The 13,399-nt window shown below is 53.9% G+C and carries 9 protein-coding genes and 2 rRNA genes; 6 read left to right on the top strand and 5 right to left on the bottom strand.

Annotated elements, in window-relative coordinates:
* The first annotated feature begins 257 nt into the window (after window positions 1–257).
* The 3 genes from DBV39_RS07905 (at window position 258) to DBV39_RS07895 (ending at window position 3,692) form a co-directional block, all read left to right on the top strand.
* Window positions 258–3,143: ribosomal RNA gene (locus DBV39_RS07905) — 23S ribosomal RNA — on the top strand.
* 174 nt (window positions 3,144–3,317) lie between these two features.
* Window positions 3,318–3,430: ribosomal RNA gene (gene rrf / locus DBV39_RS07900) — 5S ribosomal RNA — on the top strand.
* A gap of 106 nt (window positions 3,431–3,536) precedes the next feature.
* Window positions 3,537–3,692 (top strand): hypothetical protein, encoded by a 156-nt coding sequence (locus DBV39_RS07895; RefSeq protein ID WP_227870863.1) that lies wholly within the window; start codon window positions 3,537–3,539, stop codon window positions 3,690–3,692.
* Here DBV39_RS07895 and DBV39_RS07890 read toward each other — a convergent pair.
* A complete protein-coding gene (locus DBV39_RS07890) occupies window positions 3,689–3,916 on the bottom strand; it encodes a Rid family hydrolase (RefSeq protein WP_108621070.1) in 228 nt (75 codons plus the stop codon). The genes DBV39_RS07895 and DBV39_RS07890 overlap by 4 nt on opposite strands.
* 399 nt (window positions 3,917–4,315) lie before the next feature.
* On the opposite strand from DBV39_RS07890, the gene DBV39_RS07885 reads away from it, so the two are divergent.
* A complete protein-coding gene (locus DBV39_RS07885) occupies window positions 4,316–5,680 on the top strand; it encodes an MFS transporter (RefSeq protein WP_108623169.1) in 1,365 nt (454 codons plus the stop codon).
* 198 nt (window positions 5,681–5,878) lie between these two features.
* Here DBV39_RS07885 and DBV39_RS07880 read toward each other — a convergent pair whose 3' ends face one another.
* The 3 genes from DBV39_RS07880 to DBV39_RS07870 are packed head-to-tail and all read right to left on the bottom strand — an operon-like array spanning window position 5,879 to window position 8,892.
* On the bottom strand, window positions 5,879–7,039 hold the full coding sequence (locus DBV39_RS07880; RefSeq protein ID WP_108621069.1) for a CaiB/BaiF CoA transferase family protein: 1,161 nt from the start codon (window positions 7,037–7,039) through the stop codon (window positions 5,879–5,881).
* A 3-nt stretch (window positions 7,040–7,042) separates the two neighbouring features.
* Window positions 7,043–8,014: a tripartite tricarboxylate transporter substrate binding protein gene (locus DBV39_RS07875; protein WP_227870862.1), complete on the bottom strand. Its 972-nt coding sequence runs from the start codon at window positions 8,012–8,014 to the stop codon at window positions 7,043–7,045.
* Window positions 8,011–8,892, bottom strand: coding sequence for an HpcH/HpaI aldolase/citrate lyase family protein (locus tag DBV39_RS07870; RefSeq protein ID WP_108621068.1), 882 nt, complete (start codon window positions 8,890–8,892; stop codon window positions 8,011–8,013). Before DBV39_RS07870 ends, DBV39_RS07875 begins: the two co-directional genes overlap by 4 nt.
* Before the next feature lie 114 nt (window positions 8,893–9,006).
* On the opposite strand from DBV39_RS07870, the gene DBV39_RS07865 reads away from it, so the two are divergent.
* Window positions 9,007–9,864, top strand: a complete 858-nt coding sequence (locus tag DBV39_RS07865; RefSeq protein WP_227870861.1) for a LysR family transcriptional regulator — start codon at window positions 9,007–9,009, stop codon at window positions 9,862–9,864.
* 75 nt (window positions 9,865–9,939) lie between these two features.
* Here DBV39_RS07865 and DBV39_RS07860 read toward each other — a convergent pair whose 3' ends face one another.
* Entirely contained in the window at window positions 9,940–11,127 is a 1,188-nt protein-coding gene (locus DBV39_RS07860) for a pyridoxal phosphate-dependent aminotransferase (protein ID WP_108621066.1), read from the bottom strand.
* Between the two features lie 526 nt (window positions 11,128–11,653).
* On the opposite strand from DBV39_RS07860, the gene poxB reads away from it, so the two are divergent.
* On the top strand, window positions 11,654–13,390 hold the full coding sequence (gene poxB / locus DBV39_RS07855; protein ID WP_108621065.1) for a ubiquinone-dependent pyruvate dehydrogenase: 1,737 nt from the start codon (window positions 11,654–11,656) through the stop codon (window positions 13,388–13,390).
* Window positions 13,391–13,399 lie beyond the last annotated feature (9 nt).

Below are 13,399 nucleotides of genomic sequence, written 5' to 3'. Positions count from 1 at the left end.
ACAACGAGAAAATAGTATTTGCGTGGTGCATTGTCAAGCGGGCCGGCCTTACAGGAGGCGGGCGAGTTTGAGGGTGTGCGCAGTGACGTGAATACGGGTTGTGATTGCATTAGTAGTAATTTGTTCTTACTCGAGACCGATCGGGTCGTGTGTGTTGCAAGACGCAGATGACAGGATTGGAGCCTTGAAAGGAAGAACGGCACACAAACGCGAAAACTCAGCAAAGCAAGTAAAGCCTATAGCCTGCAAGGTTATAGGATCAAGTGACTAAGTGCATGTGGTGGATGCCTTGGCGATCACAGGCGAAGAAGGACGTGGCAGCCTGCGAAAAGCTGCGGGGAGCTGGCAAACAAGCTTTGATCCGCAGATATCCGAATGGGGAAACCCACCTTCTGTAAGGGAGGTACTCCTGGCTGAATACATAGGCCAGCGAGGGCGAACCGGGTGAACTGAAACATCTAAGTAACCCGAGGAAAAGAAATCAACCGAGATTCCGAAAGTAGTGGCGAACGAAATCGGATCAGCCTGTACGATTTAGCAGTTGTGATAGTTGAATACGCTGGAAAGCGTGGCCATAGCAGGTGATAGCCCTGTAGACGAAATCACGATTGTGGAACTAGGCGTACGACAAGTAGGGCGGGACACGTGAAATCCTGTCTGAAGATGGGGGGACCATCCTCCAAGGCTAAATACTCGTGATCGACCGATAGTGAACCAGTACCGCGAGGGAAAGGCGAAAAGAACCCCGGAAGGGGAGTGAAATAGATCCTGAAACCGCATGCATACAAACAGTAGGAGCCTCCTTGAGGGGTGACTGCGTACCTTTTGTATAATGGGTCAGCGACTTACATTCAGTGGCAAGCTTAACCGAATAGGGCAGGCGTAGCGAAAGCGAGTCCGAACAGGGCGATTCAGTCGCTGGGTGTAGACCCGAAACCAGGTGATCTATCCATGGCCAGGTTGAAGGCACGGTAACACGTGCTGAAGGACCGAACCCACTAATGTTGAAAAATTAGGGGATGAGCTGTGGATAGGGGTGAAAGGCTAAACAAACCTGGAAATAGCTGGTTCTCTCCGAAAACTATTTAGGTAGTGCCTCACGTATTACTGCCGGGGGTAGAGCACTGTTATGGCTAGGGGGTCATGGCGACTTACCAAACCATGGCAAACTCCGAATACCGGCAAGTACAGCGTGGGAGACAGAGCACCGGGTGCTAACGTCCGGACTCAAGAGGGAAACAACCCAGACCGCCAGCTAAGGTCCCCAACTATCGCTCAGTGGGAAACGAAGTGGGAAGGCATAGACAGTCAGGAGGTTGGCTTAGAAGCAGCCATCCTTTAAAGAAAGCGTAATAGCTCACTGATCGAGTCGTCCTGCGCGGAAGATGTAACGGGGCTTAAGCGATAGACCGAAGCTGCGGGTGTGTACTTTGTACACGCGGTAGGAGAGCGTTCTGTAAGCCTGCGAAGGTGGCTTGTAAAGGCTGCTGGAGGTATCAGAAGTGCGAATGCTGACATGAGTAGCGATAAAGGGGGTGAAAAGCCCCCTCGCCGTAAGTCCAAGGTTTCCTGCGCAACGTTCATCGGCGCAGGGTGAGTCGGCCCCTAAGGCGAGGCAGAGATGCGTAGCTGATGGGAAACTGGTTAATATTCCAGTACCGTCGTATGGTGCGATGGGGGGACGGATCGCGGAAGGTCATCAGGGTGTTGGAAGTCCCTGTTGCTGCACTGTAGAAGGCGCTTAGGCAAATCCGGGCGCGTGATTCAAGGGTGTGGCACGAGCGACCAAGTGTCGCGAAGTGATTGGAAGTGGTTCCAGGAAAAGCCTCTAAGCTTCAGCCATACGAGACCGTACCGCAAACCGACACAGGTGGACGGGATGAATATTCCAAGGCGCTTGAGAGAACTCAGGAGAAGGAACTCGGCAAATTGATACCGTAACTTCGGGAGAAGGTATGCCCCGGTAGTGTGAAGAGCCTGCGCTCGGAGCATGAAGGGGCCGCAGAGAATCGGTGGCTGCGACTGTTTATTAAAAACACAGCACTCTGCCAAGACGAAAGTCGACGTATAGGGTGTGACGCCTGCCCGGTGCCGGAAGGTTAAGTGATGGGGTGCAAGCTCTTGATCGAAGCCCCGGTAAACGGCGGCCGTAACTATAACGGTCCTAAGGTAGCGAAATTCCTTGTCGGGTAAGTTCCGACCTGCACGAATGGCGTAACGATGGCCACACTGTCTCCTCCTGAGACTCAGCGAAGTTGAAGTGTTTGTGATGATGCAATCTACCCGCGGCTAGACGGAAAGACCCCATGAACCTTTACTGTAGCTTTGCATTGGATTGTGAACCGGCTTGTGTAGGATAGGTGGGAGGCGCAGAAACGTGGTCGCCAGATCGCGTGGAGCCATCCTTGAAATACCACCCTGGTTTGTTTGCGATTCTAACCTTGGCCCGTGATCCGGGTTGGGGACAGTGCATGGTGGGCAGTTTGACTGGGGCGGTCTCCTCCTAAAGTGTAACGGAGGAGTTCGAAGGTACGCTAGGTACGGTCGGAAATCGTGCTGATAGTGCAATGGCATAAGCGTGCTTGACTGTGAGACTGACAAGTCGAACAGGTGCGAAAGCAGGACATAGTGATCCGGTGGTTCTGAATGGAAGGGCCATCGCTCAACGGATAAAAGGTACTCTGGGGATAACAGGCTGATACCGCCCAAGAGTTCATATCGACGGCGGTGTTTGGCACCTCGATGTCGGCTCATCTCATCCTGGGGCTGTAGCCGGTCCCAAGGGTATGGCTGTTCGCCATTTAAAGAGGTACGTGAGCTGGGTTTAAAACGTCGTGAGACAGTTTGGTCCCTATCTGCCGTGGGCGTTGGATACTTGACGGAGCCTGCTCCTAGTACGAGAGGACCGGAGTGGACGTACCTCTGGTGTACCGGTTGTCATGCCAATGGCATTGCCGGGTAGCTAAGTACGGAAGAGATAACCGCTGAAGGCATCTAAGCGGGAAACTCGTCTGAAGATTAGGTATCCCGGGGCCTCGAGCCCCCTGAAGGGTCGTTCAAGACCAGAACGTTGATAGGTCGGGTGTGTACGTGCAGTAATGCACTTAGCTAACCGATACTAATTGCCCGTGCGGCTTGATCCTATAACTTTGCTGGTTATAGCCAAGTGTGCCGAAACAAAATAGTCAATAGTGCGCCTCAAAACGCAACCAACACCATACATCCAACCCCGCTGCCACTTGCGCAGCGACTCGTTGAACACGCTTCTTCCCGATCCGGCGGAACTGGACTCAACCCCAGTACCGCCAACCCCTTCGCCTGACGACCATAGCAAGGTGGCACCACTCCTTCCCATCCCGAACAGGACAGTGAAACGCCTTTGCGCCGATGATAGTGGATGGACATCTGTGAAAGTAGGTCATCGTCAGGCTCCTCATTACAAAAAACCCTCGCCCTCAAAAGCGAGGGTTTTTTACTTGGTGCGCCCTGCATGGGCGCACCCCTGCGGGTACTACGAAACGCACTGGGGTCTCACGATGCTGCGCGATCAAAACAGCGCATGCGAGGACCTCATCGATGCGCACACGCCTGGGACGGGCGTGGCGGCGAGACTCAAACCGCTGGCATGGCAACGCGCCAAGACAAAGTCTGTGACCCGCGAAACCCCCGCTACAACGACGCAAGGAGTTTAGCGATGGGAAAGTTCATTGATCTGATTCATTGAGCTGTGGCCTGCTTCAAGTACTCCTTTGGCGCGTTTAAGAGCAGATATCACCTGGCGCTCGAAGCTATCCGTCTGGCTAGCAGGGAGTTCTTCGGGCAGAATGCCCGAGGCGAACAGCAGACCATTTGACAGGATTGCCAGACTGTAATGGCCTTTGGGTGCTGGTAGACCTTTTGCATGAATGATTTCCATGAAGAGCTTGTTCCTGTCTGGTTCAGTGTTTGACTCGCGAAGTGGCTGCCAGGAGACAGACAGAATGAAAGCTCAGGTCTGTGCCGCATGCGTTTCACCATAGACGCCAGAACAACCTCATTCAATCCTACGTTTTCCTGGGCTTCACCCCGGGTAAGAGTAGCTTGTTTGTGTCAGGAGAGAACGCCTTGCTTTGTCAAGGTCGTTTGTGTCAAGAGCGTGGTGTCGTCAACAAGGACGAGTTGGTACAGGTCACGCTAGCAAGGCATGTGCTTGTCTGTTCGCCTATATTTAGGGTGCTCATGAGCGTTAACTAGCGAAGGTTTTCAGTGAGACCCTTGTTGCAGATTTGATCATTAATGATCGCACGGTCCTTTCATGGTTTTTGGAGTTATGTTGATGGCTATCGTTGATCTGGATGCCCAACCGCACAGGTTGGATCGCGGAGCAATCTTCGCGATCATGCTGGGGGTCATTATCGTCACGTTGGATATTTCGCTTACGAGTACAGCCATACCCGCTATTGCTTCCGGGCTCGGTGTAAGCCCCGCAAGTACCATCTGGATTATCAATACTTATTACCTAGCGGTCGTCTCAGCTTTGCTGCCGTTGGCTGCCCTTGGCGAGATTTTTGGGCATCGTAAGGTCTTCATGCTTGGATTAGTGGTATTTGCAGCAGGTTCTGTACTTGCAGGAACGTCTGGATCACTGGCTGGACTCACGGCGGCACGCGGGTTGGTCGGCCTGGGGGCAGCAGCAGTTTCGGCCACAACGCCTGCTCTGATCAAGTGCGTTTATCCGCCAAACAAGCTTGGACGTGGGCTCGGTTTGTACGCGATGGTAGTGGGAGTGGCATTTACTGCTGGACCCACCACCACGTCTGCTGTTCTATCTGTGGCTGATTGGCCATGGCTGTTCTTTCTTAATGTGCCTGTGGCCTTGGTCGCGCTGCTGATGGCTACTATGGGTTTGCCTGACACCGAGCGCAATGTCCGACGTTTTGACAAGGTAGCAGCCTCAATATGTGCATTGATGTTTGCAGCCTTGTTGACCGTGATTTCGAATGCCGGTCACCTCCGTTGGTCGGTTGCATTGACGGCACTTGGCCTTACGGTTGTCTTGGCCTACTTTTTGCGAAAACGGGAAGCGGGCGTGACCGCACCAGTGCTAGCGCTCGATTTATTCCGTATTCGGATTTTTGCGCTCTCGTCTATTACCGCGATCTGTTCCTTCGCCGTTCAAGGACTCGTGTTTGTGGCCTTGCCGATGCTTTTTATGTTCAAGCTCGGGTATAGCCAGGTTGAGGCAGGACTATTGATCACCCCCTGGCCAGCAACGCTGGCACTGATGACATTGGTTGCTGCTCCCTTGTCTGAGCGCATCGCGCCTGGAATGCTTGGTGGTATCGGGATGTTGATTGTGTCTATTGGTCTTGGTTTGATTTCTACGATGCCTGAGTCCGCCGGGATATTTGACATCGCCTGGCGACTGATTCTATGTGGAATCGGTTTTGGGTTGTTTCAGTCTCCCAACATGGTTGCACTCATGAGTAGCGCTCCACGCGAACGCAGCGGGAGTGCGGGGGGTATTCTTGCTACTTCCCGATTGCTTGGACAATCAATCGGGGCGGCGGCTGTGGCGTTCTGTCTGTCGATCCGTCCGGTTGATGGTATTGAGACGGCACTCTGGCTTGGTGCATTGGCCGGATTGTTCGCAGGAGGGGTCAGCTTCTCGCGGTTAACCCGATTTGCTCGTCGTGCCTGACGCAACCCGATGGTGGTTGCGAGACGGGCTGCCTATCTGCTCAATCAGGGCTAATACAGCGGATTGACAGCAGAAACAGGTTCCAGGAGTGTCTGGATCGAGACACGACTCCCTGGAACCTGAGGCAGGAAACCAGACAACATTCTGGCAGTTGTTGTCATCTGTTAAGCGTAGGTGCTGGTTCGGTATCCTTGCATCTCATTCTTTGCCAGCACGTTCGATGCTGCTTCTTATCATGTCACCGTGTTGATCAAGGGCTGGTGCAGGTGAGGCAGGAGGGCAGGGTGTCCGTCCGAAGTGAAACGGATTCTGAAAAGCACGATATTCGCCCACTCCGGGGTAGTCGAAAGATCCAATCAACTCCTGCGCAAGCACCTGTGGGTGATCGAACATATCTTCTACCCGACGCACGGCAGAGCATGGAACTTCATCACCGAAAATGGCCTCCCACTCCAGCGCGGACTTCTTGCTCAGAGCTTCACGTAACGTCGAAACGATTTCGTCTTTGTGCATCGCACGTTTTTTGACCGTGTCGAATCGCTCGTCCTTGGCGAGGTGGCTGACCCCGGTTTTATCGCATAAGGCCTGCCAGAAGCGGGGCGTGTTGGCTGAAATGTAGATGTATCCATCCAGGGTCGGGTGTATGCCGGTGACCCCGCCCGATCGCATGTCTCGACTGACTTCACTGCCTTCGTTGTCGGCCCAGACTAATCGTGTTGACTGCATCGTGAGGGCCGCACGCATGAGCGATACCCCGACATATTGGCCTGTACCGCTTTTTTCACGTTCGTAGAGGGCAGAGCTGACCGCTGAGCTGAGCATGGCAGCAGCATAAAAGTCCACGACTGAACCGTACAGAATTTCTGGGGGACCGTCGGGCTTGGCCTGCATGGCACACATTCCAGTCATGGACTGCAACACTTGATCGTATCCCGCTTTGTCTTTCAGAGGACCCGCATCGCCGAACCCGGTGAGTGCACAGTAGATCAGCCTCGGGTTGGTCTGGCTGAGAGTGTCGTAGTCAATCCCCAGTCTGGCTGGAACGGAAGGTCTGAAGTTGTGAACCAGCACGTCAGCGTCTCGTACCAGATCAAGCAGGTGGCCTTTGTCCGTTTCGCTTTTGAGGTCAAGCACCAGGCCAAGCTTACTGCGGTTGACTCCTAGAAACGCACGGCTTTCATTCTCAAGGGTGGAGGGATAGTTGCGCAGGTTGTCACCCGCCGGGGACTCGACTTTGATCACATCTGCGCCCTGATCTGCGAGCAGGGCACATCCATAGGGTCCGGCAATATATGCACTTAGATCAAGAACCTTGACCCCGGATAATGGGCCACCGCGTTGATTGGATACGAAACTCATAGATCAGTTAACCGTGATGTTCTGGCGTTTGGCGAGGTCTTTCCAGCGATCGATATCATCAGCTACACGCTTGCCAAAGTCTTCTGCGGATGTCGGCGCCGCCTCTGCACCATCATTGAGGAAAGTCTGGCGCATCTCGGGCGCATTAATCACCGCATTGATCTTGGTGTTCAGCAATTCCTGGATGTCAGCTGGTAATCCGGCCGGTGCGAACACACCCCACCATAGCTCAAATTCATAGCCGGGAACAACGCTGGAAATCGGGACCAGGTCGGGTGCGATCGCACTTTCATTCAGACTCGTCACACCAATTGCACGAGCCCGCTCACCCCGGATGTGGGGCAGTAAAGATGGACCGCTCGCGATCAGAATCTCGGTCTGACCACCGATCAGATCAGTGGTCGCTTGCGCCATGCCTTTGTATGGAACGTGAACAGACTCCAGACCAGCCAACATCTGCAGCAATTCGGTTGCAAACTGGTTGCTACTGCCGATGCCGGATGATGCATAGTTGAATTTTCCGGGGTTTGCCTTGATCAGCTCAACGAACTCCTGTGGTGTTTTAGCGGGAAACTCATTGTTGACTGCCACAATAAAGGGCCCCTTTGCCAGCATGGCAACCGGAGTCAGATTTTTGACGGGGTTGAAGTCTTCTCTCGGGCGTACCGCCTCATTGGTTGTCATGCTTGAGGAAACGACTAACAGGGTGTATCCGTCAGGTGCAGCACGGGCAACCTGCATGGATCCGGTCACGCCACTCGCACCCGGACGGTTATCGACTACCACCGGGACGTCCAGCTCTTTGCTCAGACCACCGGCAACGAGTCTGGCAAAGCGATCGTTCGAACCACCTGCCGAATAGGGGACCACGATCGTGATTGTCTTGTCCGGGAATGCACTCTGCGCAGCCACGGGCTGAATCGTAGTAAAGGCAAGTGCACTTGACAGCACTGCCATGGATAGAATTTTTTTCATTGTGTAATCAGTCCCAATTGTTTTGCCATTTTCAGAATGCTGTTGGCACGTTCTACGAACGGTGCATCAATCATCCTGCCCTCCACTAAAAATGCGCCTACGGCGCTTTCCTTTGCCTGCGCTTCTGCTTGCACGACTTTCAAAGAAAACTCGATTTCCTCTTGCGTTGGCCTAAACACTTCGTTGACGGAATCGACCTGCGACGGATGAATACAGCTCTTACCGTCAAAGCCAAGGCTTTTCGCGAGTAGGGCCTCGTTGCGGAATCCGTCCTTGTCGCTCACATTGGCGAATGCACCGTCATACACACGCAATCCATTCTCATGGGCAGCCATGGCAATCTGAAACATGGCTGCCTGGATTGCCACAGGCTGGCGACGGTCGATGCCGTGAGGCTCAAACAGATCTCCCAGACCGAGTTGCAACCCGAACACGCGCTTGTCCGCTGCACCGAGCTCATGGGCAATTCGAAGCGCCTTAGGTGTTTCGATGTTGACCAATATCTGGATCGGCTGCTGTCGCGCACCACCGAGACCTTTGCGTTGCTCCGCCTGTTCGATACATCGGGCGGCGTATCGCACATCTTCGGCTGACTCTGCTTTGGGAATGTTGATAATGTCGATGCGTGCACACACCACAGATTCCAGATCAGCCAGAAAGTGTGATGTCTCCAGACCATTGACGCGGACAATCATGGTCTTGTCGGACTGGATGACTGCGTCCGAACAAAGAAATGTGGCAAGTTCGGATCTTGCTTGCTGCTTGCGCTCTTCTCTGACAGCGTCTTCCAGGTCGAAGGACAACCCATCGGATGGGCCAGTCAACGCCTTGTTGAATAACTCGGGTCTTGAACCCGGGACGAACAGTTTGCTTCGCATATCACGTTACCTGATAGATGATGACAATATTCTGCAACCTGGCTAACTAAAGATAAACTATCTTTATGTTGTATCAATTAATACAATTACTATTGTTATATGGATACTGATTTTTTGAGAAGTTTTCTGCTTACCGTTGACTCTGGCTCTATGTCCGAAGCGGCTCGTCGCCTGGATATCACGCCGGCTGCTGTGGCTCAGCAGATACGGGCTCTGGAGAAGGAGCTTGAGGTGCAGCTGGTCGAGCGTGCTGGCAGGACGGTCAGGCCGACGCAGGCCGGACATATGCTGGCAGCCAATGCCAGAGCGATTGTGGCGAGCGTTGATAATCTGAAATTCATGGTCAATATCAGCCCTCTTGCCGGGGAGTTGCGCCTAGGAGCCATCAACACGGCACTACTGAGTTTCTTGCCCAGAGTGCTCAATAGTCTAAGGTCAGAGTGCCCCTCACTTCATGTATCGATCCGTTCAGGACACTCGTCCGAATTGATCGGCTGCTTGCAAAACAATGAGCTCGACGCCGTGATCTGTATCGAACCGAACTTTGCTTTCCCAAAGTCCATGCTCTGGCACGTCTTCCGACAGGAGCCACTGGTTTTGTTGACGTCAGCGCGAACGAAAGAGGATGATCCTGAAACATTGCTCAGAGAGAATCCGCTCATTCGCTATGACCGCAACCTGGCTGGGGGCAAGCAGGCAGAGCGATTCCTGGTGAACTTGAATGTTCATCCAACCGAGGTGGTGGAGTTGAGCTCCATTCTTGCGATTGCACTCATGGTGGAGGCAGGGCTAGGCGTATCAGTCGTGCCGGACATTGACTCCAAGCTCATTAATAGTCTGGAGATCCGCAAACGGCCTTTGAGAGATGAGTCGCACCGACGGGTGATTGGTATTCTCACTCATCGCCATTCGATCAAGTCTGATGTCATCAGCCGTCTCGTACGATGCTACGAGGCGCTATCAGATGCGTGACTCCTGTCATCTCATATAGGAGCGCGCATAACCTTCATCGTGCCTTCGATATTGGAACAAGCCAAGCCGGGAGCGTCAAATCTGGTACCAGCTTTTGACTGCCTCGACGTATCGGTTGACGCCCTCAGTCACACTCTGCGCATCCAGTGCACCATAAGACAGGCGCTGATAGTTGCCCGTTTGCGGGTCGGTCAGACCGAACGCAAAGCCCGGTACTGTTGCGACCTGGTGTTGCTGTGCCATGTGGCGATTGAATGCCATCGGATCAGATCCTTCTGCCAGTGGCGGCAACTTCATCAGAATGTAAAACGCTCCCTCTGTCTTGGGAAACTGAACAATGTCACCCAGTGTGGAGAGCACTTCAAAAACATCCAGCCTCACTTTGGAAAGTGCTTCTACCTTCGGTGCGATCCACTCGCGGCCGTGCTTGAGTGCTTCGACTGCCAGCAGTTGCGACACGACTGGCGCACAGATCAGGTTGGTGTCCTGGACCTTGGTCATAGCTTCGGTCAGGCGACTTGGAAACACGACGTATCCGACGCGCCAGCTTGCCATGCCGTAGTTCTTTGACATGGAAAAGAACGAAATGGTGTGGCCGGATGCTCCGGGTAGCGAGCCTGGGGAGAACTGTGTTCGTCCTTCATAGGTGAAATATTCGTATGCCTCATCACTGAAATGGTATAGACCATTGTCCGCACAGAGGGTGTTGACTGCGATCAGCGATTCCTTCGAGTAGACCGCACCTGTGGGATTGTTGGGCGAGACAGTCACAACTGCCCGTGTGCGTGGGGTGATAGCGGATCTGATAGCGTCCACGTCGAGACTCCAGTCGTCATGGGTGCGCACGGTTACGGGCACACAACCACACATCCGGATCGCCATTTCGTGGTTGAAATAAAACGGCAAAGGCAAAATCACCTCGTCACCCGGGTCGGTGACGGCCAGTAGACAGTTCAGGAAGGCCATATTGCTGCCAGCAGTCACCATGAGCGTGGACTGCCCGTCCAGCCCGATATCGTTATCCTGGCTGAGCTTGGAAGAGAGGGCCTCAACGAGCGCCGGATGTCCCAGGACTGCCTGGTACTTGTTGAGTTGGACATCACGCATGAGATCCGGGATTGCATCGATTGCAGCCTGCGGAGGTCCGTAATTCACGACGCCCTGACCAAGCGAGATCGTGCCAGGATTGTCACGAACCAGCGCCGCAACGGTAGGGATGATGGGGGCATCGACAGCAAGCATACGGCGCGATGATGCGTTCATTGGTTGAAAACCCTCTCAAAATTCTCATAAATTGGATGATTGCTTTGAAGTGTACCGAAACAGCGACTTGCTCAGGCGTTGATCGATCAAGGTGTGTGTGTGGTCGGTTTGAAGTGTTTGCATCAAGTCTGCGCGTGATCCACTTTTTCTGGCGTGTACCGCATTCGAATTCTGTAGCTGCCTTCATGCTTTCCAAGTAATATCGAGGCCAGTCATGACAACGTTGGCGTGGACGTGTTTCATGTGCCCGAGATTACGCACGCACACTTTGTACCCCGGTCTTATCCATGCTGTGCTTTTGTGTGGAGGGCTTCCGGATTCTGACGTTGAGCGGACACGGACGAACCGGGTCGGTTCGTGAAACGAGCCAATTGAACGATGCGCACATGCCTGGAACGGGCGGCGGCGGCGAGACCAGGACCGCTGGCGCGGCAACGCGCCAAGTCAAAGTCTGTGACCCGCGAAACCCCCGCTACAACGACGCAAGGGGTTTAGCAATGGGAGAGTTCATCAGTATGGGTGTTGCATGAAGACGAGAAACGGAGCAAGCCTGATCATTGACACGTTGGTCGAGATTGGTGTCAAACGAATCTACGGTGTAGTCGGAGACAGTCTGAATGGGTTGACAGAGGCCGTCAGGCAGCAGCCGGATATTGAGTGGGTGGGGTTGCGACACGAGGAAGTCGCCGCATTTGCTGCCTGCGGGGAGTCCCAGATTACGGGAGAGATAGCCGTTTGTGCGGGATCCTGTGGCCCCGGTAATCTGCATCTCATTAACGGTCTGTTTGATGCACACCGAACGCGAACGCCGGTGCTGGCGATTGCGGCTCATATCCCGTCCGCCGAGATTGGTGGAGGCTACTTTCAGGAGACACACCCACAGGAACTGTTTCGTGAATGTAGCCATTACTGCGAACTTGTTTCCGATGTTCGGCAACTACCATTTGTGCTGGACAATGCGATCCGGGCTGCTGTCGGCAAGCGAGGCGTAGCGGTCGTCGTCATCCCTGGGGACATTGCCCTGGAATCGGTTCCAGTTTCTGGAAACAGTAGCAAAGCGGGCCTTTTGCCATCAGTGCCCAAGGTGGTGCCGCAAGACAGCGACATCCTGTCTCTTGCCAAAGCGCTTAACGACGCCAGGCGGATCACCGTTTTTGCGGGGCGCGGATGTGCCGGGGCTCACGCAGAGTTGCTTGAACTTGCCAGCACGCTCAAAAGTCCCATTGTGCATGCGCTGGGCGGCAAGGAGCATGTGGAATATGACAATCCGTTTGACGTTGGGATGACTGGCTTCATCGGGTTCTCATCCGGTTATGTTGCCATGCACAGTTGTGATCTGCTGCTGATGCTCGGTACCGACTTCCCGTACAAGCAGTTTCTGCCGCAGGACGTTCAAGTGATTCAGATCGATATCCGACCTGAAAACCTGGGCCGTCGCGCCAGGATTTCTCTCGGACTCGTTGGCGACGTCGCCCAAACCATACGGGCGGTTCTGCCTCATCTGGCCGAGAAGAAGGACCGAGCGTTTCTGGATGCGTCTCTGGTCCATTATGGCAAGGCGCGCGAAGGACTCGACAGTCTGGCCGTCAGTCATGAGGGTCGCGAACAGATTCATCCGCAGTACCTGGCGAGTCTGCTAAGTGACAAGGCGTCTGATGCTGCCGTGTTCACGGCTGATGTGGGAACCTGCACTGTCTGGGCTGCCCGTTACATCAAGATGAATGGCAAGCGCCGGTTGATTGGGTCACTGGCTCATGGTTCGATGGCCAATGCCATGCCACAAGCGATCGGTATTCAGGCAGCCAGCCCCAGGCGTCAGGTTGTCACTTTTTCTGGCGACGGTGGACTGTCGATGTTGATGGGGGATCTGATTTCGCTCAAGCAGCATAATCTGCCTGTCAAAGTGGTCGTCTTCAATAACGGTGTGCTTGGGTTTGTCGCCATCGAGATGAAAGCGGCTGGTTTTGTGGAGACTGGCGTTGATCTCGAGAACCCGGATTTTGCAGCGCTTGCACGAGCCATCGGTCTGTATGGAGTAAGGGTCGAGAAGGCGAGTCAGCTACCGTCAGCGATTGACGAGTTTCTGGCTCATGATGGCCCGGCGTTGCTTGATGTAGTGACCGCCAAGCAGGAACTGATCCTGCCACCAACTATTCATCTCGAACAGGTCAAAGGGTTCAGTCTCTGGGGATTGCGCGCCGTCATGGATGGACGCATGGGTGAGGTGCTTGACTTGGCCAAGGCGAATTTGTTGCCACGATAGTTTGCTGTA

Origin of the sequence: Orrella marina (assembly GCF_003058465.1) — a bacterium.
GTDB classification, from domain to species: Bacteria; Pseudomonadota; Gammaproteobacteria; order Burkholderiales; family Burkholderiaceae_B; genus Algicoccus; species Algicoccus marinus.
The sequence above is the reverse complement of the archived record's forward strand: the minus strand, read 5'-3'. Positions and strand labels throughout refer to the sequence as shown.